This window comes from Pseudomonas sp. NBRC 111119 (assembly GCF_001320125.1).
GTDB lineage: Bacteria > Pseudomonadota > Gammaproteobacteria > Pseudomonadales > Pseudomonadaceae > Aquipseudomonas > Aquipseudomonas parafulva.
Window position 1 is genome coordinate 1 of record NZ_BCAV01000064.1, and the last position, 25771, is coordinate 25771.

The 25771-nt window shown below is 63.4% G+C and carries 26 protein-coding genes; 12 read left to right on the plus strand and 14 right to left on the minus strand.

Annotated elements, in window-relative coordinates; all coding sequences use genetic code 11:
• A partial coding sequence (locus APH25_RS21555) for an IucA/IucC family siderophore biosynthesis protein (RefSeq protein WP_256217602.1) occupies positions 1-1162 on the minus strand: 1162 nt, incomplete at its 3' end.
• Positions 1163-1720: 558 nt separating this feature from the next.
• Between APH25_RS21555 and APH25_RS21560 the strand changes: the two genes are divergently transcribed.
• The 4 genes from APH25_RS21560 (at position 1721) to APH25_RS21575 (ending at position 4919) form a co-directional block, all read left to right on the plus strand.
• Positions 1721-2623: a LysR substrate-binding domain-containing protein gene (locus APH25_RS21560; protein ID WP_060483313.1), complete on the plus strand. Its 903-nt coding sequence runs from the start codon at positions 1721-1723 to the stop codon at positions 2621-2623.
• Positions 2624-2781: 158 nt separating this feature from the next.
• A complete protein-coding gene (locus tag APH25_RS21565) occupies positions 2782-3393 on the plus strand; it encodes an FMN-dependent NADH-azoreductase (protein WP_060483314.1) in 612 nt (203 codons plus the stop codon).
• A 164-nt stretch (positions 3394-3557) separates the two neighbouring features.
• Positions 3558-4442: an EamA family transporter gene (locus APH25_RS21570; protein ID WP_060483315.1), complete on the plus strand. Its 885-nt coding sequence runs from the start codon at positions 3558-3560 to the stop codon at positions 4440-4442.
• A gap of 177 nt (positions 4443-4619) precedes the next feature.
• The gene (locus tag APH25_RS21575) at positions 4620-4919 is read left to right on the plus strand and encodes a hypothetical protein (protein ID WP_060483316.1); all 300 of its coding nucleotides are present in this window, start codon (positions 4620-4622) and stop codon (positions 4917-4919) included.
• Between the two features lie 41 nt (positions 4920-4960).
• Here the strand turns inward: APH25_RS21575 and APH25_RS21580 are convergent, their stop codons facing one another.
• A complete protein-coding gene (locus tag APH25_RS21580) occupies positions 4961-5293 on the minus strand; it encodes a hypothetical protein (protein WP_028634211.1) in 333 nt (110 codons plus the stop codon).
• A gap of 493 nt (positions 5294-5786) precedes the next feature.
• Here APH25_RS21580 and APH25_RS21585 point away from each other — a divergent pair, with 493 nt between their 5' ends.
• Positions 5787-6779 carry a bile acid:sodium symporter family protein gene (locus tag APH25_RS21585; RefSeq protein WP_028634210.1) on the plus strand — a complete coding sequence of 331 codons (993 nt, stop codon included), beginning with the start codon at positions 5787-5789 and terminating at the stop codon, positions 6777-6779.
• Between the two features lie 39 nt (positions 6780-6818).
• Here the strand turns inward: APH25_RS21585 and APH25_RS21590 are convergent, their stop codons facing one another.
• From APH25_RS21590 to APH25_RS21605, 4 genes are all read right to left on the minus strand, one after another.
• Complete coding sequence (locus APH25_RS21590; protein ID WP_028634209.1) at positions 6819-7364, minus strand: cupin domain-containing protein; 546 nt, start codon at positions 7362-7364, stop codon at positions 6819-6821.
• Between the two features lie 80 nt (positions 7365-7444).
• Positions 7445-8650 (minus strand): MFS transporter, encoded by a 1206-nt coding sequence (locus tag APH25_RS21595; RefSeq protein WP_060483317.1) that lies wholly within the window; start codon positions 8648-8650, stop codon positions 7445-7447.
• A 38-nt stretch (positions 8651-8688) separates the two neighbouring features.
• Positions 8689-9267 (minus strand): cytochrome b, encoded by a 579-nt coding sequence (locus APH25_RS21600; RefSeq protein WP_060483318.1) that lies wholly within the window; start codon positions 9265-9267, stop codon positions 8689-8691.
• Entirely contained in the window at positions 9264-10310 is a 1047-nt protein-coding gene (locus APH25_RS21605; protein WP_060483319.1) for a catalase family peroxidase, read from the minus strand. Before APH25_RS21605 ends, APH25_RS21600 begins: the two co-directional genes overlap by 4 nt.
• A gap of 129 nt (positions 10311-10439) precedes the next feature.
• Between APH25_RS21605 and APH25_RS21610 the strand changes: the two genes are divergently transcribed.
• Together APH25_RS21610 and APH25_RS21615 are read left to right on the plus strand one after the other, a co-directional pair.
• Positions 10440-10961 (plus strand): sigma-70 family RNA polymerase sigma factor, encoded by a 522-nt coding sequence (locus APH25_RS21610; protein ID WP_060483320.1) that lies wholly within the window; start codon positions 10440-10442, stop codon positions 10959-10961.
• Positions 10958-11710, plus strand: coding sequence for an anti-sigma factor (locus APH25_RS21615; protein WP_060483321.1), 753 nt, complete (start codon positions 10958-10960; stop codon positions 11708-11710). Before APH25_RS21610 ends, APH25_RS21615 begins: the two co-directional genes overlap by 4 nt.
• 26 nt (positions 11711-11736) lie before the next feature.
• Here APH25_RS21615 and xthA read toward each other — a convergent pair whose 3' ends face one another.
• Positions 11737-12549: an exodeoxyribonuclease III gene (xthA, locus tag APH25_RS21620; RefSeq protein WP_028634204.1), complete on the minus strand. Its 813-nt coding sequence runs from the start codon at positions 12547-12549 to the stop codon at positions 11737-11739.
• 162 nt (positions 12550-12711) lie between these two features.
• Between xthA and APH25_RS21625 the strand changes: the two genes are divergently transcribed.
• From APH25_RS21625 to APH25_RS21635, 3 genes are read left to right on the plus strand one after another with little or no spacing between them, the layout of a single operon-like run.
• The gene (locus tag APH25_RS21625; protein ID WP_028634203.1) at positions 12712-13362 is read left to right on the plus strand and encodes a hypothetical protein; all 651 of its coding nucleotides are present in this window, start codon (positions 12712-12714) and stop codon (positions 13360-13362) included.
• A 52-nt stretch (positions 13363-13414) separates the two neighbouring features.
• A complete protein-coding gene (locus tag APH25_RS21630; RefSeq protein WP_060483339.1) occupies positions 13415-15157 on the plus strand; it encodes an autotransporter assembly complex family protein in 1743 nt (580 codons plus the stop codon).
• An 8-nt stretch (positions 15158-15165) separates the two neighbouring features.
• A complete protein-coding gene (locus APH25_RS21635; protein ID WP_371262524.1) occupies positions 15166-18828 on the plus strand; it encodes a translocation/assembly module TamB domain-containing protein in 3663 nt (1220 codons plus the stop codon).
• Positions 18829-18845: 17 nt separating this feature from the next.
• On the opposite strand, the gene APH25_RS21640 is transcribed toward APH25_RS21635, so the two are convergent.
• The 4 genes from APH25_RS21640 to APH25_RS21655 all read right to left on the minus strand — a co-directional run bounded on the left by APH25_RS21640 (position 18846) and on the right by APH25_RS21655 (position 21295).
• A complete protein-coding gene (locus tag APH25_RS21640) occupies positions 18846-19400 on the minus strand; it encodes a DUF2589 domain-containing protein (protein ID WP_028634200.1) in 555 nt (184 codons plus the stop codon).
• Positions 19401-19467: 67 nt separating this feature from the next.
• Positions 19468-20142 (minus strand): DUF2589 domain-containing protein, encoded by a 675-nt coding sequence (locus tag APH25_RS21645; RefSeq protein ID WP_060483323.1) that lies wholly within the window; start codon positions 20140-20142, stop codon positions 19468-19470.
• 62 nt (positions 20143-20204) lie between these two features.
• Positions 20205-20585 (minus strand): Mor transcription activator family protein, encoded by a 381-nt coding sequence (locus tag APH25_RS21650; protein WP_028634199.1) that lies wholly within the window; start codon positions 20583-20585, stop codon positions 20205-20207.
• A gap of 251 nt (positions 20586-20836) precedes the next feature.
• Entirely contained in the window at positions 20837-21295 is a 459-nt protein-coding gene (locus tag APH25_RS21655; RefSeq protein WP_060483324.1) for a hypothetical protein, read from the minus strand.
• A gap of 148 nt (positions 21296-21443) precedes the next feature.
• Here APH25_RS21655 and APH25_RS21660 point away from each other — a divergent pair, with 148 nt between their 5' ends.
• On the plus strand, positions 21444-21632 hold the full coding sequence (locus APH25_RS21660; protein ID WP_028634197.1) for a hypothetical protein: 189 nt from the start codon (positions 21444-21446) through the stop codon (positions 21630-21632).
• 35 nt (positions 21633-21667) lie between these two features.
• Here the strand turns inward: APH25_RS21660 and APH25_RS21665 are convergent, their stop codons facing one another.
• Positions 21668-22042 (minus strand): fe2+ zn2+ uptake regulation protein, encoded by a 375-nt coding sequence (locus APH25_RS21665; RefSeq protein ID WP_028634196.1) that lies wholly within the window; start codon positions 22040-22042, stop codon positions 21668-21670.
• Between the two features lie 196 nt (positions 22043-22238).
• On the opposite strand from APH25_RS21665, the gene APH25_RS21670 reads away from it, so the two are divergent.
• Positions 22239-24542, plus strand: a complete 2304-nt coding sequence (locus tag APH25_RS21670) for an acylase (RefSeq protein ID WP_256217603.1) — start codon at positions 22239-22241, stop codon at positions 24540-24542.
• Here the strand turns inward: APH25_RS21670 and APH25_RS21675 are convergent.
• Positions 24535-25257: a UDP-2,3-diacylglucosamine diphosphatase gene (locus APH25_RS21675; protein ID WP_060483326.1), complete on the minus strand. Its 723-nt coding sequence runs from the start codon at positions 25255-25257 to the stop codon at positions 24535-24537. The two genes, APH25_RS21670 and APH25_RS21675, sit on opposite strands and share 8 nt — an antisense overlap.
• Positions 25254-25754: a peptidylprolyl isomerase gene (locus APH25_RS21680; protein WP_028634193.1), complete on the minus strand. Its 501-nt coding sequence runs from the start codon at positions 25752-25754 to the stop codon at positions 25254-25256. Before APH25_RS21680 ends, APH25_RS21675 begins: the two co-directional genes overlap by 4 nt.
• Positions 25755-25771: the final 17 nt, after the last annotated feature.

A 25771-nucleotide genomic window follows, 5' to 3' on the forward strand; every position in this document is an offset into this window, starting at 1 on the left:
CGCACTTCAACTTGAGGTACATGCCCAGCAGCGCCGGCACGGCGATGCCGATGTAGCGTTGGAAGAAGTCCAGCATGCCGGTACTGTCGTCACACCCTGTGGTCAGCAGCACCCACTGACGCAGCAGTGGCCTGCCTGCTTCGTCGGTGGCGAAGAGGCTGCCCACCGGGATGGCGATTTCCCCTTCAGCCAGACGGCTGGCAGGGTTGTCCCGGTACAGGACACCCAGGTGGCGCGCGCGATCATCGTTGCGAGGTACGGGCGTGTAATGCACGCCAATACGCTCGGGCACGATGTCCAGCAGGGTGGCAATGGCGGGTTCACGCTCAAGCATCTGCAGCAGCAGCTGGCTTACCCTCGGCCCCATGCGCGCCGACCGGGGCGAAACAGTGCGCTGTACGCTGGTCAAGCGCAGCGACACCGGCAGCTTCACCATCGGCGCCGTGAGGCTTGCTTCGGGCAGCACGGTGCGGAATGACATGGTGGGCGCGGCGTTGAAGGCAGTGATGTCGGTCGGCACGAGCAGCCGGTCCGATATCTCCCCGGCAAATGCCTGGTACAGCGATCGTTCAGCCTGCCAGGGGTGCACTGGCAGCGGAACGTAGTCGGCGGCGTTAAGGCCGTTGTCCAGCAAGTGGTCCTGCAACTGGCTGGCTGCCTGTGGGAAGCGCTGCTGCCACCACTGCCAGTAGTCATCGGTGTCGGGCAACCGCTCGATGTGGGCATACTGGCGATGCAGCGCATACAGACGTACGCCAACGTTTGCGCAGAACTCCGGTGAATACTGCACGACCTGCTGCGTGGTCAGGCCAAGTTTGGTCTTGTAGTTGGGGTGCCATGGGTGGCCCAGTGTGCCCCATTGCTCGAGCAGAATGCACGGGTTGGCAGGCGCCTCCATGCGCCTCAGGCCCTGAAGCAAACCGCAACTCGCCATGCTACGGGAGAGGTCATGCGACCATCGGTTGTGGTAAGCCAGGCACAACGTGTCATTGATCAGGCTGTCGTCAAGTTCGGCGGCCAGCCTGGCAATGATGGCGTCTTCGGGGGCCTGTTCAAAAGTGCCGCTCAATGCGGTGAGCAGTTCGGAAGGCCAGGCGATGCGGTAACTGGCCTGGCCGTCTACTTGATAATTAATGTGGCCGCGAACATCCCAACTGTTCATGCGCCCCGGCCGTAAGTAATCGAAGCGGAGTGTTGCGTTGGCGCGTGGCACTTCAATAAAGGGCTGGGCTGCGAATACGGTATCTGTGGCGGCGACCAGACCCTCTCTCAACAAGGCCTGGACCAGGCGCTGGAAACTCCGCGTCTGGGCCGGCTCGAGTGCTGAGTACAAGTCTGAGAGGGTGACGGACCTGGCGGAAAAGTGCGGTGTCGTGAGGGCTTCTGCCCAACGCGCCAATAGAAGTTGCTCGGCGGATTGCGTGAAGGGAAACATGCGAGATCCTTATCGCGGGGTGTCCTGAAGGTGGCAGAGCGTACAAACACGTAAGTGTAAATGCAAGCCAATATCAATAGCATTTGTGTCTGGCGCTCTGTCGCAACTTTCCTGGGTCGCTTCCAGCTCTTTCAACTCGCGCTGTCCGACACTGAAACCTGACGTGATGATCAACTTCAAAGTTGCGTGCCATGCGCAATTGCAAGTTCAGCAAAACTTGCAATGCGGGCAGTGTGCCGGCACTGAGGTATAGTCAGGCCTTCACGCGCGGAACCCGAGTTACCAGTGATTGACCTCAACGACCTGTTCATCTTCGTCAAGGTAGTGGAGCACGGCGGCTTTGCGGCGGCCTCCAGGAAAATCGACGTGCCCAAGTCCAGGCTCAGCCGCAGGGTGTTGGCGCTGGAAGAACGCCTCGGCGTGCAACTGATCCACCGCTCCACACGGCGTTTTGCCGTGACCGAGATCGGTATGGACTACTACCGCCATTGCCAGGCCATGGTCGAAGAGGCCGAGGCGGCGGAGGCCAGGGTGCTGTCGGCCAAGCGCGAGCCCCAGGGCATCATCAGGATTACCTGCCCACCGGGGCTGGGGGCCCTCGGCGCCAACGCCATGATTGCCGACTTCATTGCCTTGTACCCCAAGGTGCTCGTGCACCTTGAAAGCACCAACCGTGTGGTGGACCCGTTGAGCGACGGGGTCGACATTGCGTTGCGGGTTCGTTTTCCGCCGTTGGCCGATGATGGCCTGGTAGTGAAGCGCCTGGGGGACAGTTGCCAGCGCCTGGTCGCGAGCCCTGGCCTGGCTGCGAGGTACGATCACGGCGACCCGCTGCAGGCGTTGGCGAAACTGCCGACCATGGCGCTCTGGCCTGCCAGGCCGACCCATGAGTGGGTATTGTTCGACGAACTGCGCAATGCCTTGAGGGTGCAGCACGTACCCAGGCTGGTGACTTCGGACCTGAGCGCGCTGCATCATGCTGCGCTGATCGGCGTGGGTGCAGTGCAACTGCCGGAGATCATGGTGCGGGGCGACCTGGCAGCGGGCCGGCTGGTGGAGCTATCGCCGCACTATCGCCCGCAGAGCGGTTTGATTCATGCGGTGTTCACCTCGCGCAAGGCATTGCTGCCAGCGGTGCGTGCCCTGCTGGATATGCTCGGGGAGCGATTTGCGCTGCTTGAAACCTAGGCGCGCAAGCAGGGTTTTTCACGGTCAATCCGCTGGCATTGTCCCACCCATGGAACGAACTGGCACAATTTCACCGCCTTAACAGCGTTTGTTGTTCCACGTAGGATTCTCCCATCCTGGCCGCGCTACATCGCGGTTCTCATTCCAAGGAGCGTCCCATGAAACTGTTGCACATCGATTCCAGCATCCTCGGCGACAACTCTGCCTCCCGTCAGCTCAGCCGCGAAGTGGTCCAGGCCTGGCAAGCCGCTGACCCGAGCGTCGAGGTGGTGTACCGCGACCTGGCAGCAGACGCCATCGCCCATTTTTCTGCAGCTACGCTGATGGCGGCCGGCACCGCCGAAGATATGCGGGACGCCGCTCAGGCGTTCGAAGCCAAGCTCAGCGCCGAAACCCTGGAAGAATTCCTGGCTGCCGATGCGGTGGTGATTGGTGCGCCTATGTACAACTTCAGCGTACCTACCCAATTGAAAGCCTGGATCGACCGCATCGCGGTTGCCGGCAAGACATTCCGCTACACCGAGGCCGGCCCGCAGGGCCTGTGTGGCGACAAGAAGGTAGTGTTGGTATCCACGGCAGGCGGCTTGCACGCCGAGCAGCCGACTGCCGTTGGCCATGAAGAGTTCTTGAAGGTGCTGCTGGGCTTCATTGGTATCACTGACTTGCAAATCGTGCGCGCCCATGGGCTGGCGTATGGGCCTGAGCAGCGTACCCAGGCAATTGACGCCGCCCAGGCGCAGATTGCCAATGGGTTGTTTGCTGTGGCTTGAGGGGCAGCGCTTGGCGGGTGAACCCGCTGCCACTGTGGGCATGGCGTACTGGCTGTGGCAGTTCTCTGCGCGACAGGTTGCAGCCTCATGGTGGTCGGTGGAATAGGAATACCGTTATGCTGTAACGAAATATGTCTAATTCGTTCGCATAAGGAAAACCCACAATGCCGCTCAAGGACCTGCTCATCGCGCTGGTGGTAATCGTCGCGTGGGGCGTCAACTTCGTGGTGATCAAGGTGGGCCTGGACGGCCTGCCACCCATGCTGTTGGGGGCGTTGCGTTTTCTGTTGGTAGCCTTCCCGGCCGTGTTGGTGATCAAACGGCCGAAATTGCCCTGGCGCTGGCTCATCGCCTACGGCGCGACGATTTCCCTGGGGCAGTTTGCCTTCCTGTTTCAGGCCATGTACAGCGGCATGCCGCCTGGCCTGGCATCGCTGATTCTGCAGTCGCAAGCGTTTTTCACCCTGGGTTTTGCTGCGCTGTTTCTGGGTGAGCGCTTGCGCGTGGCCAGTGTGCTCGGCCTGCTGGTGGCCGCCAGCGGCCTGGCGCTGATCGGTAGCGAAGATGGCAGCCATGTGCCCGTGCTGGCGCTGGTGCTGACCCTGTGCGGCGGGGCGATGTGGGGGTTGGGCAACATCATCACCCGGCGGTTCGGCTCGGTGAACCTGGTGGCCCTGGTGATCTGGGGCGGGCTGATCCCACCGTTGCCGTTTCTGTTGCTGTCGTGGTGGCTGGAAGGGCCGCAGCGCATCGGCCATGCCTTGGCCAACATCGGCTGGAGTTCGGTATTTGCCCTGGCTTATCTGGCTTTCGTCGCCACTATCATCGGGTACAGCCTATGGAGCACGCTGCTGTCGCGGCACCCGGCGGGCAAGGTAGCACCGTTTTCGCTGCTGGTGCCGGTAATTGGCCTGAGCTCCTCCGCGTTGCTGCTGGGCGAACGCCTGACCACGGTGCAGGGGTGGGGCGCGTTACTGGTGATGGCTGGGCTGCTGGTCAACGTGTTCGGCGCACGCATCGGGCAACGGCTATTGGCCGCCCGCGGCTGAGCTGGCCCGGCGGTGCTGAGCCTTGAAGCGCTGAGCGGCCGACGGCGCCCCCGCCCAACGGCGGGGTTTTCTGGCGATTCATTGACACGCCTCAGGGCATTGCCCGGTAGTGCTCGCGTCTTCGGGTGGGCTATGTTCTTCTGACGCAGTCATTGCGTAACGGAGGATTGGACGCTCATGCGAGTCAGGGAACAGACGTATTGGCAATGGGCAGATGCCCATCTTCATAGCCGCTGTCACGATGAGGCGCTTAGTGACGGCACGACGCTGGACGTTCAGGTTCGCCTGTCGCGTCTTGGGGCAACACAGCTGTTTATAGGGTTGTACGCCCGCGATGGGCGCGCGTTGGTGGAGGAGTATTACCCGGCGCGCCCTGGTGAAACCATGACCCGCGCCTTGGTGTGGGGGGTTGACCGCGCTCGGGCAATGGCCACTGGCGCGTTGCCTGTGCCTACCCCGCGCAAGCGCCGGGCATGAAAAAGCCCGGCACCTGTGGCCGGGCTCTCTGTAGCAAGCCCTCAGTTCAGCGGTTCGATGACCTTGACTGCTTGCTGCTGGCGAGCAGCGGGCCATTCTTGCTGCAAGGTCTGCAGTACCCGGCCGACAAACTCCGTGTCGGCGGCAGCCTTCTTGCCGACATAACCCTGACCGCGGCGGTACACCTTGAAGCGGGCACGCATGCTGGGCAAGTGTTCTTCGAATTCGTCTTCGATGGTATTAGGTGGCAGGCGGTCAAGCCGCACTTCGCCGCTCTGGCTGACCCACAGCAAATGGTCATCGAGGCTGTCCTTGCGCAGGGCGAACAGCTCAGCCAATTGATCGATGGTTGGGTTGTCATTCAAGTTCATCATAAAGCCCCCATTACCTATTCTCAGGTGATTTTCACAGTTGGCGCCAACTCGATGTAGCGCATTGACAAGGCTGCTACCGCAGCATCGCAACAGGGGCTTTCTCACGCTGCCTTTTGGACAGATCCCTCTCCACGAACGGCCTGCGTTACCGCGCAGGCCGTCTGGAATACCCTTGCCACCGCTCCCGATCAGGGAGACGGCTCAATCATGCACAAGGCGGATGAACGGCGTCAACCGTTTTGTAGTGATTATTTTAAGGCACTACATTTTTGTCGATTTGTCTGACAAAGGGGATCTGCCGGCCCTCACCAGGCGTGCTACAGGCACTTCAGGTGACCAGGTTTACTCATGGCCAGTACAGCTTTGAATGCGTTCGAATCCAAACGCCGATCCGGGTTGTCCGTTGCGCGACACTGCCAGGGGTTCCGGCGTTAGCAGGGCAGGTCGCAAACCCCTATCCTTCGGCGTTGCACAATGACAAGACGGGAATGTGATGAAGTACCTGCGTATGCTCTTCGACAATTTCACCCTGGCTTTGCTTGGGGTGGTGTTCATTGCCACCGTGCTGCCGTGTTCCGGTGAGGGCGCCGTGTATTTCGGCTGGCTGACCAACCTGGCCATCGGGCTGCTGTTTTTCCTGCACGGCGCCAAGCTGTCACGTGAGGCGATCATTGCTGGCGCCGGGCACTGGCGCCTGCACTTGCTGGTGTTTTCCTGCACGTTCGTGCTGTTCCCGCTGTTGGGGCTGGCGTTCAAGCCGTTGTTCCTGCCGCTGGTTGGCAATGAACTGTACCTGGGCGTGCTCTACCTGTGCGCACTGCCGGCGACGGTACAGTCGGCCATTGCCTTCACCTCCCTGGCCCGCGGCAATGTGCCGGCAGCGATCTGCAGCGCGGCCGCTTCAAGCCTGCTGGGTATCTTCCTGACCCCGTTGCTGGTGATGCTGCTCCTGGGGGCCAGTGGTGACACCGGTTCGGGCCTTGATGCGGTGTTGAAGATCACCCTGCAGCTATTGGTGCCGTTCGTGGCAGGGCAGATTGCGCGGCGCTGGATTGGCGCGTGGGTCAAGCGCAACGCTCGCTGGTTGAAGGTGGTGGACCAAGGTTCGATCCTGCTGGTGGTGTATACCGCCTTCAGCGAGGCGGTGGTCACGGGCCTGTGGCACACCGTGTCGCCGCAGCACCTGGCCGGCCTGTTTGCGGTCTGCGGCATCTTGCTGGCGGTGGTGTTGCTGGGTACCCACGTGTTGGGCAAGCTGCTGGGCTTCAACTTGGAGGACCGGATCACCATCCTGTTCGCAGGCTCGAAAAAAAGCCTGGCCACCGGTGTGCCCATGGCCCAGGTGTTGTTCGTGGGCAGCGGGATTGGTGCGATGATCCTGCCGTTGATGCTGTTCCATCAGATTCAGCTGATGGTGTGCGCGGTGCTGGCGCAACGTTACGCCAGCAGGGCCCATGAGCCACAGGATGTGCAGGCTGCGTCCTGACGAGGCGTGCGGCCCTCGCTCGAGGGCCGCTGGGCGTGCTTAGAAGTTGGCGGGTGTATTGGCGCTGATGATCTCGGCCTCGTCCGGGCCGATATTCTTGAAACTGTGGGGCAGGGTGGTGGGAATGTAATAACCATCGCCCGAGCTGAGTACACTCACCTGGCCATCGACCCACAGTTCCACGGTACCCCGGGTAACCAGGCCACACTCTTCGCCTTCGGCATGCACGATCGGTTCGCCCGAATCGGCACCGGGGGCATACAGCTCGCGCAGCATGCGCATCTGCCGGCCCTCGACACTGGCCCCTACCAGCAACATACGCAGCCCGTTGCGCCCCAGGTCTGGCTGCTCACCCGCCCGGAACACATAGCGCTCCTCGCGCACGGGTTCATCGAAGCTGAAGAACTCTGCCAGGCTCATGGGGATGCCTTCCAGCAGCTTCTTCAACGAGCTGACCGAGGGGCTCACACGATTTTGCTCGATTTGCGAAATGGTCGAGTTGGTCAGCCCGCTGCGGCGCGCCAGCTCACGCTGGGAGAGGTTGTTGCGTTCACGCACCAGTTTGAGTCGTGTCCCCGTGTCCATAGCCGCCTTGTAATCAGAGGTGTCAAGAATAATGAGCGACGCGCATTAAAACACACTCTGAGGGCGCACGCGCTGTGCATCTAGGCATGCCTGGCCCTAGGCATCGGCCACAGCCCCACCAGCAGCAGCAACAGCGCCACCATCACAAAAGGCAGCCGTGGGTCCAGTGCGTACACCAGCGTACCTGCCAGTGGGCCAAGCACTGCCCCCATGCCCTGTGCAGCGCCCACCGAGCCTGCCGTAGCGCCTTGCTCCGAGGCCTGCATGGCATTGGCCGCCAACGCTGAAAATGCCGGGAATACAAAGCCCATGCCAGCAGCGGCCACGAAGTAGCAAGCCCACAGCCAAGGCGCTGTGGTCGCCAGCGCGCCGGCCGCAAAACCAAGGGCCGAAACGGTTGCACCCACCTGGATCATTTTCAGTGGCGGCCATTGCAGCTGTCGCAACAGGACCTGGGCCAGTATCAGTGCCACACCCACCGTGGTCAGTGCGATACCTGCCGCCTGGGCGGCTTCAGCTGCTGCCAGGTGCAAGCGATCCAGCGCAAAAAAGCCAACCACGATCTGTGACACGGTAACGCTGAACATCGCGCTGAACGCTACCAGCAGCGGGCGCCGCAGGCGCCGGTCGCTCAACTTGACCAGGCTGGGCGCGTGGCCCTGGGCCGGTGCATGGGGCTTGAGGTTGAACAACAGCACCAGAAACGCCAATGCCGGCAGCACCGACATGACGTGCAGTGGCAGGCTCAGGCTGTGACGGGCCAGCAGCGCCGCGAGTGCCGGGCCTACCACCAGGCCAACGGCATTGGCCGCCCCCAGCGATGCCATAGCCCGTGCCCGGCGTTGGGGTTCGATATGGTCAGCGATCAGTGCGTTGCAACCCACCGGGATCGCGGCGTAGAACGCCCCGATGCAGCCGCGGGCAAGCATGAGGCCGATGAACGCCAGTGTCGGGCCTGGCAACCAGCGCAAGGCCCCCTCGACGAACAGGCACAACACCCAGTACGCCAGGGTAAAGCCTGCGCTGCCCAGCAACAGCACACGCCAACGGCCCAGGCGGTCTGCTGCGCGCCCCCACGGCCGCGCCAGCAGCACCCAGACAACGCCCGCCACCGTCACCGCGGCGCCCGCCTGCCAGGTGGCGAGCCCCAACTGGCGTGCCAGAGGGCCTACCAGCACGACGAAGGCCATCATCGACATGGTGCAGGCCAGGTTGGCCAGTAGCAGTGGGCGGAGGTCCAGGGTGCTTGCGGCAGCTGGGGAGGCAGTATCCTTTGCAGCGATCATGGCGAAGTCCAGACAGTGCAGATAAGAGGCCGACGATATTAGTAAGAACCATTATCGGCTGTCGAACCCTTTGCAGCGCCCCCTGGGCCCCGGCGGCGCAGAGGCCCGGGCCACATGCTGCGCATCACGCCATCGCGGCGTACCCATGCGTGCATCAGCGCGGCACCCACATGCACCAGCACCGTGGCGAACAGCAGGTAACCTGCCCAGCCGTGGGCCTGGCGCAACACCGCATACAGTTGCAGGTCATGCGGGGCGATTGCGGGCAGGCCCAGCGGGCGCGGGTAGCCCCCGGCGGACAACATGGCCCAGCCCAGCAGCGGCATGGCCAGCATCAACCCGTACAGCACCCAATGCGATGCCGCGGCTGCCCAGCGCTGCAGCAGCGGCAGGTCACGAGGCAGTGGCGGGTGCGGCAGGCTCAGCCGCACGATGATACGCACGATCACCAGCACCAGCAGCGCAAGGCCTGTCGCCTTGTGCAGGCTGACCAGCACAGGGTGGCGTACGGACAGGTCCCCGACCATGCTGACACCGATGAACAACATCACCAGGATCATCACGGCCATCATCCAGTGCAGCAGGCGAGCAAGCGGGTGGAAGGCGGTGGGTTTCATGGCTGGGCTCCGGTGTTGAGGGACTCGCGGCTGCGGCGGTTGAACGACTCCGAATAGGCCGCCGAGCGTGCCGCAAGAATCGGGTCCGCGCTCGGTTTTATGCCTTGCGGCAGAATCAACGGGTCAAAGTTGAGGTCACGGCAGGCCCCCTGCTCGGGGGCGTCCACGCCCTGCAGCACCAGGGTGCCAGCATTCACGCTGGGCCTGTCGGCAGGCCAGGGTTTGGCAGGGTCGTCCACAGCATCACCGGGCTCTGCCAATACCAGGCGCAGCGTCCAGCGCAACGGGCCTTTGGCCAGGCGTGCCTGCAAGTCGTGCTGCAGGAACAGCTTGTCATCCACCTGGGGCGGCAGTGCCGCGAAACGGCTCTGGGGTTCGAGCTGCCAGCGCACCGGGTGCTCACCCCCTTTGGCGTCAATCAGGCGAAAGGCATTGATGCTGTGGTACGCGGTGCTGGCAAAACTGTCGCTAGGTTTGTACCCCGCAGCCCACTGGCGAAACGGCGCACTTTCGGGGTGTGCGGCGAAGAACGCCTGGACCTTGGCCGGGTCTGGCTTGCCGGTTGCAGGGTCCGGTGTGTTGGCCAGCACCTGCTCGTAGAACGCTTCGGCTGTGCTCACTGCGAGCACTGGCGGGTTGTTCATGCCGGTGCGCCAGACCTGGCCATCGTCGGTGGATAGCTGGATCGCCAGGCTGCGCACGGGGATGGCGGTGTCGGGTGCAAACGGGTTTGCACCGCCAATGGCGAAGCGGCCGATCACCGGTACCTGGGGCTGCGTGAACGCGCGGGCGGTGGACAGGCTTGCAGCCTGCCCGCTGGGTTCGAAGTAGCCGCTCACGCAAAGGCCCTTGGCGTGGTTCTTGCGGTAGCCAGCATAGTGCCCAGCTTGTGCTTCGAAGGTGTCGATGATGCGCTGGGGCGTCAGCGCTGGTGTGCCGAGCCAGCCGGCCGCGTAGGCGAAGCCTGCGCCTGCGGCCAGCATCACGGCGCCAATGGCGGCGAAGCGCAAGGCTTTTGCCGGTCCGTGCAAAGGTGGGTTCATGGGGGCATCCGGTTCAGTGAAGATGCCGGTACGACGGTGATGGCAAAAATTTATTCCCTGATCAGGAATAGTTTTTTCCGCCAGGCGTCTGTTCTCTACACTCACAGCCTTTAGGGCCGGACCATAGCCATGCAGGACCTGGACGACCATCAGTGGCGCGAACTGCTTGCCCGCCTGCGGCGCTTTGCCGTATGGCTGACGCGCGACCCCGGCAGCGCCGACGACCTGGTCCAGGCCACCGTCGAGCGCGCCCTCAGCCGTCGCCAGCAACAACGCGACGGCGCAGCCCTGCGCGCCTGGCTGTTCACCATCCTTTATCGGCTGTTCCTCGACGGCAAGCGCCGGGATCGCCTGCATGCGCGCTGGCTGGCCTGGTTCGGGCGCGCTGAGCCGGACGCCGAGCCTGTGGGTGACAATCTGGAGGACATCGTCCTGGCCCAGGCCGACCTGCAGGCCTTCGCCCAGCTCAAAGACGAGCAGCGCGCGCTGTTGCTGCTGGTCAGCATTGAAGGGTTGAGCTACAAGGAAGCCGCCCAGGCCCTGGGCATCCCCATTGGAACCGTGATGTCGCGCCTGTCGCGCGCGCGCACCGCCTTGCGTGAACTTACCGAAGGCGCCCCCCAGCCACCGGCATTGCGGAGACTGAAATGACCCGCCTGATTCCCAGCGAAGACGAACTGCACGCTTATGTCGACGACCGGCTTGACGCTGTGCGCAGGGCCGAAGTGCAAGCCTGGCTGGCCAGCAACCCGCAGGCTGCCGAACGCGTGGAAGGTTGGCGCGCCGATGCCCGTCGCCTGCGGGCAGCACTGGCCGGCTACGCCGAGCCTAACGCGGGCACCCGCGTAAACCGGCAGCACCTGCTGCGCCAGGCGCGGCAACGCCGGCAGCGGCGCTGGGCCGCTGCTGCAATGGTGGTGGTGGCGCTTGGCGTTGGCGGCCTGGGCGGCTGGCACGTGCGTGACGTGTCGCTCGCCCGCGCAGATTTGCCCATGGCCGACGCCGTTCAGGCCCACCGGTTGTTTGCAGGCAGCCAGGTGCTGGACGTTCAGGCCCGCGACGCTGAACAGCTGAGTGGCTGGTTGCAGCGGCACTTCAGCCAGGTAGGCCAGTTGCCAGACCTGAGCGGCTATGGTTTCACCCCGGTCGGCGCCCGTTTGCTCAGCAATGAGCAGGGGCCAGCTGCACTGCTGGTGTTCGAGGACGGCAGCGGCCGACGCATCAGCCTGTTTCTGCGTTCACCCGGCGAGCATTATCGCCGCATGCCGACCGGGCAACGGGTCGACGGCCCACTGGAGGCCCGCTACTGGTCGCACGGGGCGTACAACTTTGCGTTGGTCAGCCAGGCAGACGACAGGCGCGGGGCCGGGGTAGGAGAGGCCCTGCGCCTGGGCTTGTAGCAGCGCCCGGCCAGGGCACGGGCTGATCAGCTGAGCTCAAGCCAGATCGGCGCATGGTCCGACGGCTTTTCCATCCCGCGCAGGTCATAGTCCACACCCGCCGCCTTCAGCCGTGGCACCAGCTGCTGCGAGGCCATGATCAGGTCGATGCGCAAGCCGCGCTTGGGCTCGTCCTCAAACCCACGGCTGCGGTAGTCGAACCAGCTGAAACGGTCGTTCACCTCAGGGTGCAGGTGGCGGAAGCTGTCCACCAGCCCCCAGCCTTTCAGGCGTTCCATCCACTCGCGCTCTTCTGGCAGGAAGCTGCACTTGCCGGTCTTTAGCCAGCGCTTGGCGTTGTCCGGGCCGATGCCAATGTCGCAGTCCTGGGGCGAGATGTTCATGTCGCCCATCACCAGCACCGGCTGGTCCTGCTGGAACTGGCTTTCAAGCAGCGCCTGCAGGTCTGCATAGAAGCGCTGCTTGGCTGGGAACTTGGTCGGGTGGTCGCGGCTTTCACCCTGCGGGAAGTAGCCGTTCATGATGGTGATCGGGTTGCCTTGGGCGTCGGCGAAGGTACCCCAGATAAAGCGGCGCTGGGCATCTTCTTCATCGGTGGCGAAACCCTTGTGCAGGCTCAGTGGCGCCTGGCGCGACAGCAGCGCCACGCCGTAATGACCCTTCTGCCCATGGTAGTGCACGTGATAGCCCAGGGCCTGCACGTCTGCGAGCGGGAACTGCTCGTCGCTGACTTTGGTTTCTTGCAGGCCGATTACATCCGGCTGATGCTTTTCGATGAGTGCGGCAAGCTGGTGTGGGCGTGCGCGCAGGCCGTTGATGTTGAAACAGACGATCTTCATGGCAAGACGATCCCGGTAAAACGCGCGATGCTAGCGGACATCGCTGTGCATCACCAGCGTGGCGGCTTCGGGGTGTGGCTGCTAACGTGCGTTGCCAGGTGAACGATGCCCGGCGTAGCGCCTCCAAGGCACAGTACGCCCATTCCAGGAGGTCTGCCCGCAATGCCCCACACTACTGCCGCCCCGGCCCGTGTCTGTGTTCTAGATGGTGGTTATCGCCGTGAGGCGCGCGCGCTGCTGTACAACGTGTACCGCAACGACCCTACTTTTGCCTATCTGTTCGATGCCCAGCGCCCAGGCTTTGAGCGGCGCCTGCGTACGCTGATTCGCGAGTGGGTGCGCCAGCATTTCTACCTGCAGTTGCCGGCCGTCGGTCTGCTGCTCGAAGACCGCCTGATCGGCGTGGCGCTGATCGTGCCGCCCCTGCGGCGCCTGGGCGTAGCCGACAGCTGGGCCTGGCGGCTGCGCATGATGCTGGGCGCTGGTGTGCGCTGCACCCGCCGGTTCATGGACTATCAGGCAGCCATCGCCACCTGCATGCCCAGTGACCAGTTGCACGTGTTGCCGCTTCTGGGCGTGCAGGCACAGCATCAGGGCACTCACTACCCCGCGCAATTGTTACAAGCTGTTCAAGAGTGGTGCGCGCAAGACACCGTCACCGAGGGTGTAGTGGTCGATACCGGAAACGAGCACCACCTTGCCTTCTACCAGAGCCAAGGCTATGCGCAGATCGGCGAAGTTGCCGTTGGGCCGATCCGCCAGCGCGTGTTCCTGCACGCCAACCCGACCGCTGCCCGCGCCGCTTCGCTGTAAGCAGTGCACGGGGCGGCTCCCTTGAACGTTTTGGTCTGGTAGCATGCGCCGCATGACTTATTCAGGAAGATTACGCTGGGGCCTGGTGTTCTGGGCTGCCAGTTTTGCTGCATGGGGCCAGAGTGAGCTGTTGGTCAAGGTAAAACCCGCCAACAAGGCGCTCAAGGCCAATGTCGAAGGCTATATCGGCACCTTGGGTAACCGCGACGAAGAGGCGCTTTTGCGTTTCAGTCGCGGGGCAGAGGAGCAGGCGCGCAAAGCCGCTCAGGCACTGGGTTACTACCAGGCCCAGATCAACACCGAGGTCAAGCCCACCAGTGGTGCAGATGGCTCCCCGCAACTGATCATCAGCATTGTCCCCGGCGAGCCGATCCGGCTGCGCAACGTCAACGTGCGCATCGAAGGCCCTGCCAGCGAAATGGCGGCCTTCCGGGTGCCAGACAGCAGGGCCCTGCGCCCGGGGGAGCAGCTCAACCATGGCCTGTACGAAGACGCCAAGCGGCTGATCCAGAACCAGGCATCGCGCTACGGTTTCTTTGCCGGGCGCTTCAGCGAGCAGCGCCTGGCGGTCGACCCCCGGGCCGGAGTGGCGGACATCAGCCTGGTGTACCAGAGCGGCCCGCGCTATCGCCTCGGGGCTGTGTCGTTCAGCGGTGATACCCCGCTGGACGACGACCTGCTGCAGCGCATGGTCGCGTTCAAGCCCGGTACCCCCTACGATTCCGAGCTGATTGCTGAGCTGAACAACGACCTGCAGTCGAGCGGTTATTTCGAGGGTGTGCGCGTCGATGCCGCACCTACCGCCGCAGTGGGTGAAAACATCCCGGTGGACGTGCGCCTCGAAACCCGCAAACCCCGCACCCTGGGGCTTGGCCTGGGCTACTCGACCGACGTTGGCCCACGCGGCAAGGCCAACTGGACCCGGCATTGGGTCAACGCCCAGGGCCACAGCTATGGTTGGGAAACCGAGCTCTCGGCGCCGCGCCAGAACGTAGGGCTGTGGTACGACATTCCGCTTGATCCCCCACTCACCGACAAGCTGCGTTTTGCTGGCGGCTACCAGAATGAGGAACTGGCAGGCACAGACACCCTCAGCAAGCTGCTCACCGTTGGCCCCGAATGGCACAGCAAGTTGCCCAGTGGCTGGCAACGGGTGATATCGCTCAAGTACCAGCGCGAGGAATACCGCCTGGGTGACGATTCCGGCTTGAGCAACCTGCTGATGCCCGGCATCAGCTATTCATTCCTGCGCAGCGACAACCGCATCGATCCCCACAATGGTTACCGATTGCAGTTCGACGCGCAGGTAGCCAAGGAGGGGCTGGGCTCGGACACCAACCTGGTGCACGGTAACGTTGTGCTCAAGGGCCTGACCACCCTAGGCCAGAACCACCGGCTGCTTGGGCGCGTTCAGTTCGGGGGCAGCGCCAGCAACGGCTTCAAGAACAGCATCCCGCCCTCGCTGCGCTTCTTTGCAGGGGGGGACCAGAGCGTACGTGGGTACGACTACCAGACCCTGTCGCCCAAGAACAGTGATGGCGACCGTATTGGCGGGCGCTATCTGGTAGCGGGCAGTGTCGAGTACCAGTATTCGCTGACCGAAAAATGGCGCCTGGCGACCTTCGTCGACCAGGGTAATGCCTTCAACAACCTGGAACTGCCCAGCCTGAAGACCGGTGTCGGGTTCGGCGTGCGTTGGGTGTCGCCAGTTGGGCCGCTGCGCCTTGATCTGGCCAAGGCACTGGACGAAGACGGTGGCATCCGCCTGCACTTTTCCATGGGGCCTGAGCTGTGAAGCGTGTAATGACGTATGGGGTGCTGGGCCTGCTTGGCCTGGTCGTGACAGTGACGCTGGTGGTGAGTGTGCTGGCAGGCACGCAAGCGGGCAGCCGCTGGGTGCTGGGTAAAGTGCCGGGCCTTGAAGTGGTGGGCTTTCAGGGGCGGCTGGGTGGCACCTGGCAAGCGAGCCAGTTGAGCTTCGTCGATGGGCAGACTCGGGTAGAGGTGCAGGCGCCGCTGCTGGCCTGGTCGCCTGCCTGTCTGCTGCGTGCCACGCTGTGCATCGGCCGCCTGCATGCGCAGCGCATCGACATGGCCTTTGCGCCTGCAACCGAACCCAGCGAAGCAGGCCCGTTGCAGTTGCCAGCCTTGCGCTTGCCACTGGCCATCGAACTGGGCGAGGTGAAGGTGGGGCAACTGCGCCTGGATGGCAGTGATCTGTTGGGTGACCTGCAATTGGCGGCCCACTGGGCCCGCGATGGGCTGCGCATCGACAGCCTGCACCTGCAGCGCGATGACCTGCAACTGAGCCTGCAAGGGGACCTCAAGCCGGAAGGTGACTGGCCGGTGCAGCTCGAAGGCCAAGTGCAGTTGCCTGCGATAGAGGGCAAGCCCTGGCAAGTGGCGTTGAATGCCACAGGTGAACTGCAGAAAACCCTGAACCTGACCGGCACCAGCAGCGGTTACCTGGACGCCACCCTCACCGGTCAGTTGCAGGCGCTAGCAGAGCATTTGCCCGCGACCCTGCAGATCCGCTCCGCGGCGTTCAAACCGGCTGACACGTTGCCAGACACCTTGCAGCTCGATCAACTGGTGCTGGATGCACAGGGCAACCTGAACGACGGTTACGCGCTTTCTGGCTCCGCCAGCCTGCCGGCCAGGCAGGGTCCCATCCCGTTGGCTTTATCGGGCATCGTCGACAGCAAAGGGGCGAAGCTCAATGGCCTGGACCTGACGGCCAGCGACACGCAGCGGGTCAAGCTGCAAGCTTCGGTCGACTGGCAAAATGGCCTGGCCGCCGACGCCCAGCTGGCCTGGCAGGATTTCCCGTGGTTGCGCCTGTACCCGCTGGACGCACCGCCACAGGTAAGCCTGAAGCGCCTGGATGCGGTGGTGAACTATCGCGATGGCCGTTACCAGGGCACCTTCAAGGGTGACCTGGATGGCCCGGCCGGTGCGTTCAGCCTGGCGAGCCCGTTCGAGGGCGACCTTGGCCAGGTGTCGTTGCCCAAGCTCGCCCTCAGCGCCGGGCAAGGCAAGGCGGCAGGCAGTGTCGCGGTACGCTTCGCTGAAGGCGTTGCCTGGGATGTCGACCTGCAGTTATCAGCCCTGAACCCTGCCTATTGGGTGGCCGAGTTGCCAGGCACCTTGGCAGGGCCGCTGCGCAGTAAAGGGGAGATGAAAGGCGAGGCGCTCAACCTCGATGCGCAGCTGGACCTGAAGGGCCGGCTACGGGGGCAGCCTGCCACGCTGAAAGTGCTGGCCGATGGCGCTGGGCAACACTGGACCTTGGGCACCTTGGCCGTGCAACTGGGTGACAACCGCATCAACGGCAGCGGTAGCCTGCAACAACGGCTGGCCGGCAGGGTGGACATCGACCTGCCACGCCTGGGGCAGTTGTGGCCAGAACTGCAGGGGCAGGTCAAAGGGCGCCTTGACGTCGCCGGTACCCTGCAAGCGCCGCAGGGTGTGCTGACGCTTCAGGGCCAGCGGCTGGCGCAGGCGGATAACAGGCTGCAGCAGCTCAACCTCGATGCCCGCCTGGACAACCAGCAGCGCGGTGTCATCGACCTCAAGGCGAGTGGCATACAGGCAGGCGATACCGCACTGGGCACCTTGCAGGCCAATGGCAAGGGCGATGCCCGTCGGCAGGCCCTTACACTGGCCCTGAACGGGCCGCAGCTCAAGCTCGACCTGGGCCTGGATGGCCAGCTGGACAAGGAGGACTGGCGTGGACGCCTGGCAAGCGGGCGCATCCAGGCCGGTGGCCAGGACTGGCAACTGCAAGCGCCAGCGCGGCTACAGCGCCTGGCCAGCGGGCAGGTGGATTTTGGCGCCCACTGCTGGCGTTCCGGCCAGGCCAGCCTGTGCGGTGATGACCAGCGGCTGGCGCCGGAGCCACGCCTGCGCTACCACCTCAAACGCTTCCCACTGGAAAGCCTGGCGCAATGGATGCCCAAGGATTTTGCCTGGCAGGGCTTGCTGAACGCCGACATCAACCTGGATCTGCCAGCCAGTGGCCCGAAAGGTACGGTTGCTGTGGATGCCAGCGGTGGCACGCTGCGCGTGCGTGACAACGAGCGCTGGGTGGACTTCCCCTACCAGGCCTTGCGCCTGGACAGCACACTGGCACCGCGGCGTATCGACACACGCCTGGCCTTTCGCGGTGAGCGCCTTGGCCAACTGACTGTAAATGCCCGTATAGACCCATTGGGCCAGAACAAACCGTTGTCGGGCGACTTCAACCTGGCCGGCCTCGACTTGTCCATCGCTCGCCCGTTCGTGCCCATGGTCGAACGCCTGGCCGGGCAGTTGAAGGGCAGTGGCCAGCTGTCTGGCACACTGCTCACACCCCAGGTCAACGGTAACCTGATGCTCAGCGGGGGTGAGGTGAGCGGTGCCGAACTGCCCACCAGCTTCGAGGACCTCAACCTGCAGGCGCAGATTGCCGGCGAGCAGGTGAAGCTTGATGGCAGCTGGCGCAGCGGTGCGGCAGGGCGCGGCCAGGTGGGTGGCAGCCTGACCTGGGGGCAGGCGCTGGGTATGCAGGTACGCATTCAGGGCCAGCAATTGCCGGTCACGGTGGAGCCCTATGCCACGCTCGAAGTCGCCCCCGACCTGACGCTGCAACTGATCGATGACAAGTTGGCGGTGACGGGCAAAGTGCAGGTGCCCAAGGGCAAGATCACCGTGCGTGAGCTGCCGCCTTCTACAGTCAAGGTGTCGGACGACACCGTGATCGTTGGCAACCAGACCGAAGAAGGCAAGCCGCCGATGGCCATGGCCATGGACATCGATGTGGAGGTGGGCCGGGATAAATTGTCGTTCAGCGGGTTCGGCCTCACGGCCAACCTGCTGGGCCATGTGCATATCGGCGACAACCTCGATACCCGTGGTGAACTCAGCCTGGCCGATGGCCGCTACCGCGCCTATGGCCAGCGGTTGACCATTCGCCGGGCACGGCTGTTGTTTGCAGGCCCTATCGATCAGCCCTATCTGGATATCGAGGCGATCCGCCAGGTGGATGACGTGGTGGCGGGCATTCGCTTGAGCGGCAATGCCGAGCAGCCCACCTCCACGGTGTTCTCGGAACCTGCCATGAGCCAGGAGCAGGCACTGTCCTACCTGGTGCTGGGCCGGCCGCTGGGGGCGTCTGGCGAAGACAACAACATGCTGGCCGAGGCAGCACTGGGCCTGGGCCTGGCGGGGAGTGCCGGGTTTACCGGCGGCGTTGCGTCCCGGCTCGGTATCGATGACTTCCAGCTCGACACCGAGGGGTCGGGCAACACCACCAGCGTGGTGGCCAGCGGTAACCTCACGGAGAAACTCAGCCTGCGTTACGGGGTGGGCGTGTTCGAGCCGGCCAACACCATTGCGCTGCGCTACAAACTCAGCAAGAAAGTATATGTGGAGGCGGCCAGCGGGCTGGCCAGCTCCCTCGACATCTTCTACAAGCGGGACTTCTAGCGGCACCTGGGCGCTGTTCAGCGCACAGTGGCTGCCTCGATGAACTCGTTGCTGTCAGGGGCGGGAGGGGCAGCCGGGGCCCGAACCGGGATGATCAGGCTGGTGTATTCCTCGATCAACCGGTTGAGCGCCTCGGGTGGCTCGCTGGCCTGGAACTGCATGCGAATCTGTACCTCGTCAGGGTCGCGGTTGTCCCCTTGGCGGCCCTGGCCGCCGATGGTGACCTTGAAGCTTGCTGTCTTGTCATCTCCGGCGCTGCGCAGGGCCTGGCGGGCTTCGGTACCCTTCACCCGCACCGACAAGTCCACTTGCATGCGCTCCAGCGCCAGGCCTTTGGGCGATACCAGAGCGAACAAGGGCACCCGCATGATGTGATGGCCGTCCATGGCCACCTCCACCATCTTGGCTTTCATGGGGGCGCCCAGTGCATCGGTGTCGCATTCGAAGAACTGATCGAACAGGTTGATGTACTGCTGTGCGATCAGGCTATTGGCCGCGCTGGCCGCTTCCTGCAGGCCGCGGGTGATCTCGCGCAGGTCGATGGAGGTCATGGGGGCAGGGGGCTTGTTCAAGGGGTCGACTCTTCAGGCCTTGGGGCCCCCGATGCACGGGGGCTGTGGGCGCGATCAAGGGTGGGGTTCAGGTGATTGCTCCGCCCGGAGCGGGCGTGGTGCTGGGAGGTGTCGGGTTGGTTTCAGGGGCCTTGAGCCTGTCTGCCTGCGAAATATGTTCCTGGCTTTCCAGGGCGGCATTCTTGACCACGGTGGGTTTGGTGGCAGCGTCGGTCAGAAAATCGATCACCCTCATCATCGCCTCGGGCGGCTCCTGGCGTTTGAGCGTGGTGTTGAACGCATAGCGGGCGCGGGTATCGGTCTTGCGGGTTTGCGTGGACTTATGGCTCACGCTGCCTTTGACGTTCAGCTTGAATGGCCCCCAGCCCAGGGACGCAGCGCCCTCGGCGTTGAGGTCCTTGCCCGAGGTTTCTTCGGACACCTGGTTGATGACCAGTTCGAACTCGACAGTGCCTTGTTCGATGGCGATGTTTGGATGAGTGATGGCCGCCACCAGGGGCACCTTCATGGTCTTGCTGACCACACCCTTGTATTCGCCCTGTTCGTCAACGATGGTTTCGTCGTAGTCGAACTGGATGGCTACCGCCTTGCCATCCTGCACACACACCTGCATCAGGAAGTCTGCATAGGATTTGCTGGCGGTAACCTGGGCCTGGACCATGGCTTGCAGTGGGCCTGCGATCATTCGGTCCATGGGCAAGGCGTTGATGACCGATCCAATTAAGCTGTTGTCTATCGACATGCTGGATTCTCTTTTTAGTGGGGGTAGGGGTGAAATGGCGCTTGACGGTCACGCTGTCATGCTCAGCGTGCAGGCAAGTCCTGGCGGCGGATGTTGCCAATCTGGCGCAGACTAAGGCCGTACTTGTTGGCCAGCAGGCTGCGCGACAGGCCTTTGGCGCTCTCTTCCTGGATTTGCTGATTGCGCAGCTGGCGCAGGAAGTGGTCGGCCTTGGGAATTTCCAGCGCGACGCCAGCGAAACGCTTGATCAGAGCGTCCAATGCTGCTGGCGGCAGTACGTCGGCAAGCTTGGTGCGTTCGCGGTGCTTGGGGATGTACTTGGGCCTGCCGCCGTAGGCACAGGTGAGCTGGTAGGCGTTGTCGATGCCGATGCAGTCGATCAGGGCCTGCAGTGAGTGGGGCAGTTGGCTGATATCGATATGGCTGAGGTCTGGCATTTCCATATGACGCTCCTTCGGGATGGATGGAATGTGCTACCCGATCACCCGCGGCGTTATGTCGAAGGTGTGACCGGATTCTCAGCGACAGCCCAAGCTGCTCGCTAGGCGGTATATAGGCTGGGGGTTGTAGCCTCGATGATTAGCTTTTGCAGGCAGTGATATCTGCCGATGTAGGAAATAAACGCCCGATACCGCCGCAGCGGGCTATTTACGTTGGCCGCGCGCTGGCTGCTGCGCGGTGGGTACCACTACCCTCAATCGCAGGGGTAGCTACTGACCAGCCCTGCACTTTTGAGGTAGGCGTCAGGGGCATCCCGCATGCGCTCCGGCAAGGTGCGCCAGTCCACCAGCAGGCACAGTGCATGCAGTGGCTGGCCATCGCGCTGGCCAATCACCTGGTCTGCGAAGCTGCGGCGGTACACCACCTGAGTGGCATGTAGCGGGCTTGCCTGGTCGGCATCGGCCAAGGTCTGGCGGGCCAACGCCGGCAGCTGTGCAGCGGGTAGGGTAAAGCGCAGCGAAGACCCGCCAGGGTGCAGGTAGCCAGCTTGACGCACACGTCGCCACAACTGCTGCCACTGGCTGCTACCCGCCTGAGCGCTCAGCCTGCTCCCCAACTCAAGCAATTGTTCGGCCGGGAGCTTTTCGGTATCGAGGGCATGGAGGGAGGGTGAGGTCAGGTACAACGATACTAACAACAGGGGCTTGTACATAGAGGCTCCGCATGGGCTGTGAAACCCCATGCTTTCAGCCCGTTGCAGGCCAAACCAGCAGGAAATACAGCGCCAGGGCCGGTGCGCGTTGTATCATTGCCGCGGCTCGCAGCGAGCCATTTGCCCATGATGTTGCAAGGAACCTCTGATGACACACGTGCAGCGCCTCAAATACTCCCTTCTGATCATTCTGGTGGTGCTTGGCCTGATGCTCGGCCTTTCCCATCTGCAGAAGGCGGGCACCATCAGCGAACAGACCTTCCAGCTGCTGGCCATCGCCATTGCTGTCGTGGTCGTGGTAATCAACGGGATTCTGCGGCGCAAGGTCAGGCGCTGACCCGTGCCGGCCGGCCTGCCGGGCCGGCCACGCCCTCAGCGTGATGCCGTTTGTTCCAGCATCGCCCGCGCCTGGGGGTTGAGGCTATAGCATTTGTCGCTGCCCAGTTCGATAACGCCTTCTGAGCACAGCCGTTTCAGCACTTCGCGCACGCTGAGAAACGACAGCGGTATGTCCAGTTGCTCCAGCTGCGCATGGACCCCGCGCACGCCTATGCTGCGGCCGTTGCGGTCGGCGGCATGCAGCGCATCGATCACCTTCAGCCGGATCAGGCTGGTGCGCAGGCCAAAGCTGCGCAACAGTTCGCGAATCTGCTCGTTGCCTACACGTTCGTCGGCAAACGCGTCCTGTCCCTTGGACGCTTTGCCTGGGGGGCTCCCCGCGTGAACCGGGGTTTGCGGGTTGTACATGTGAATGCTCCTTTTCGTGGACGAACCCGAAAGTTGGGTGCCTCACTTATTAGGACGAATGAGCCACAAAAATCTGCAACCAAACCGGTTAAAAAAATGCTGAATTTTGTTTCACAATTGCCTGCGGGGCGATTTGGCTAAAAATCCGGCACATCCGCTCGTCTGAACGGGATGACCCCGAACCCGAGGAGTGCCCGTGCTTTCACTTACCCGCCCCATCCATTTCGCAGGCTTGGCCTGCGCGCTGCTCGCGGTGAGCGTTGGCGCGCAGGCGCAGGCCGTGGTGGCCGATGCCAGTGCGCAGATCCGTCGCACCAGTTACGGCGTGCCCCATATCGTTGCCCAGGATGAGCGCGGGTTGGGGTACGGCGTGGGGTATGCCTACGCCCAGGACAACCTGTGCCTGCTGGGCAACGAGGTGCTGACGGTGAGCGGCGAGCGGTCCCGCCATTTCGGTGCTGACGGCAAGACCCTGGAGCAACGGGAGAACCTTGCCAGCGATGTGTTCTTCAGTTGGTTGAATCGCCCGGAGGCGGTTGATGCGTTTCTTCAGGCCCAGCCTGCGGCGGTTCAGGCGCTGCTTGCCGGGTATGCCAGCGGCTACAACCGGGCGCTGGCGGAGCGCCGCAGCCAGGGCCTGCCGGCCGAGTGTGGCGACGGCACGTGGCTGCGCCCCATCACCAGCCAAGACTTGGTCAAACTCACTCGGCGCCTGCTGGCCGAAGGCGGTGCAGGGCAATTCGTCGAGGCCCTGGCGGGGGCGCAGCCACCAGGCCAGGCCCGACAGCAGGCGCAGGCGACTACCGATTACGCTCAGGCGCTGGCCCAGCAGGCACGCTTTGCCAGCGAGCGCGGGAGCAACGCCGTGGCGGTGGGGGCGCAGCGCTCGGCCAATGGGCGCGGGCTGCTGCTGGCCAACCCGCATTTCCCCTGGATGGGGGGCATGCGTTTTTACCAGATGCAGCTGACCATCCCCGGCAAACTCGACGTGATGGGTGCTGCGCTACCAGGGCTGCCAGTGATCAACATCGGCTTCAATCATCGCCTGGCCTGGACCCACACGGTCGACACGTCCAGGCACTTCACCCTCTATCGCCTGCAGCTGGACCCCAAGGACCCGACCCACTACCTGCTCGATGGCAAGTCGATACCGCTTGCCAAGCACACCGTCTCTGTCACCGTCAAAGCCAAGGATGGCAGCCTGGGCGAAGTGCAACACGTGGTCTACAGCTCACAGTTCGGGCCCGTCGTGCAATGGCCGGGGCGCCTCGATTGGGACTCGCATATAGCGTACAGCCTGCGTGACGCCAACGCCGACAACACCCGGGTGCTGCAGCAGTGGTACCAGATCAACCGCGCCGACAGCCTGAAAGGGCTGAAGCGCTCGGTGGAGCAGCTGCAGGGTATCCCATGGGTCAACACCTTGGCGGTGGACGCTGCCGGTAGCACACTGTACCTGAACCAGTCGGTTGTACCCTATGTCGACCAAGCCATGCTGGCGACCTGCGGCGATACCCGGGCTCAGGGGCTCCTGGTCATCCTGGACGGCTCGCGCAGCGCTTGCCAGTGGACGGTCGACCCGCAGGCGGCTCAGGCCGGCATCTTCCCGGCGCGTCTACTGCCGAGCCTGGAGCGTGATGACTACGTACAAAACTCCAACGATCCGGCCTGGATGACGAACCCGGCGCAGCCACTGACAGGCTACTCGCCGTTGGTCAGCCGCAATGACCAGCCGCTGAGCATGCGTGGGCGCTATGCGTTGCAGCGCTTGCAGGGCAAGGGGCGGCTGGGTGTGGACGACCTGCAGCACATGGTGCTGGATGACGAGGTGTACCTCGCGCGCCTGGTGTTGCCTGACCTGCTGCAGTGGTGCAAGGCAGCGGGCGCGGACGTGCAATCGGTTTGTGAAAGCCTCGTGGCTTGGAATGGCAAGGCCGACCTTGACAGTGGCATGGGCCTGGTGCACTTCGAAAACCTGCTCGACAGCCTGGCAGAGCACCCGGAGGTCTGGCGAGTGGCGTTCGACGCCAAGGACCCACAACACACGCCGCGCGGATTGGCAGTGGAGCAGGCAGCGGTGAGCAAGCGGGTGCACGAAGCTGCACTGGCGTCACTGGCGCAATTGAGCGAAAGCGGTACCCCGGGGCAGGCGAAGTGGGGGCAGGTGCAGCAGGCCCTCGATGGCACGCCGGTGCCGGGCGGCCCACAGGCCTTGGGCATCTACAACGCGATGTACAGCGTACCCCACGGGGCGGGCAAGCGCCTGGTGGTCAGTGGCACCAGCTACCTGCAACTGGTCAGCTTCACCGACAAGGGGCCTGAGGCGCGGGGGCTGTTGGCGTTCTCGCAATCCAGCGAAGCGGCATCCCCCCACGCCAGCGATCAGACCAAGGCCTTCGCTGCCAAGCAACTGGCGGCGATTCCGTTTACCGAGGCGCAGATCAAGGCCGACCCCGCGTACACAGAGGTGGTGATCAGCGAGCGCGCTGCTGTCAGGTAAATTCGAACGGCGCGAGCTGGAAGCCTTGTTCGTCCACCTGCAAGGCCCAGCCCCGGCGGTCCCAGTCACCCAGCACGATACGCCGCGCCGGCTGGCCGTCGACCACCAGCTTGTGGATCGCCGGGCGGTGGGTGTGACCATGCACCAGGGTGAGCACACCCTGGGCAGCCATCACCCTGGGCACTTCCTCGGGCGTGACATCGACGATGTCGGTCGCCTTCATCTGCGTCTGTGCGCGGCTTTCACTGCGCAATTTGCGCGCCAGGCGTCGGCGCATCGACAGTGGCAGGTGCGTCAGAACCCACAGGCTGAGGCGGTTGCGCAGCAAGCGGCGCATCTTCATGTAGCCCAGGTCGCGGGTGCACAGGGTGTCGCCATGCATCAGCAATACCCGCTCACCCCCCAGCTCGATCACGCTCGGGTCGCTGAGCAGCGTACACCCGGCAGCGTCGCAGAAAGCCTGGCCTATGAGGAAGTCCCGGTTGCCATGCATCAGGTAGACGGCGGTGCCGCTGTCGCTTAGCCGCCGCAGGGCCTGGCAGATCTGCTGTTGGAACGGGGTCATGGCGTCATCGCCGATCCAGGCTTCGAAGAAGTCGCCCAGGATGTACAACGCCCTGGCGTGGCGCGCCCGGCCATCGAGCAGATCAAGAAACGCCCGGGTGATGTCCGGGCGTTCTTCTTGCAGGTGCAGATCGGAGATCAGCAGAATCACTCAATGATCTCGGCTTTCTCGATGATCACGTCGTCTTTGGGCACGTCCTGATGGCCGGCGTTGGAGCCGGTGGCGACTTTCTCGATGGCATCGACGACTTCGCGGCCTTCGGTGACTTCGCCGAACACGGCGTAGCCCCAGCCCTGCACGTTCTTGCCACTGTGGTTGAGGAAGTCGTTATCGGAGGCGTTGATGAAGAACTGGGCGGAGGCGGAGTGCGGCTCCATGGTACGGGCCATGGCAATGCTGTACTTCTTGTTCTTCAGGCCGTTGTCGGCTTCGTTCTGGATGGTGGCACGGGTTTTCTTCTGGTTCATGCCCGCTTCGAAGCCGCCGCCCTGGATCATGAAGCCCTTGATCACGCGGTGGAACACGGTGCCATCATAGTGGCCGTCCTTGACGTACTGAACGAAGTTTTCAGTGGTCGCTGGCGCTTTTTCAGCGTCCAGTTGCAGGACGATTACGCCGTGGTTGGTGGTCAGTTTGACTTTGGACATGCTGAAACTCGCTTTTT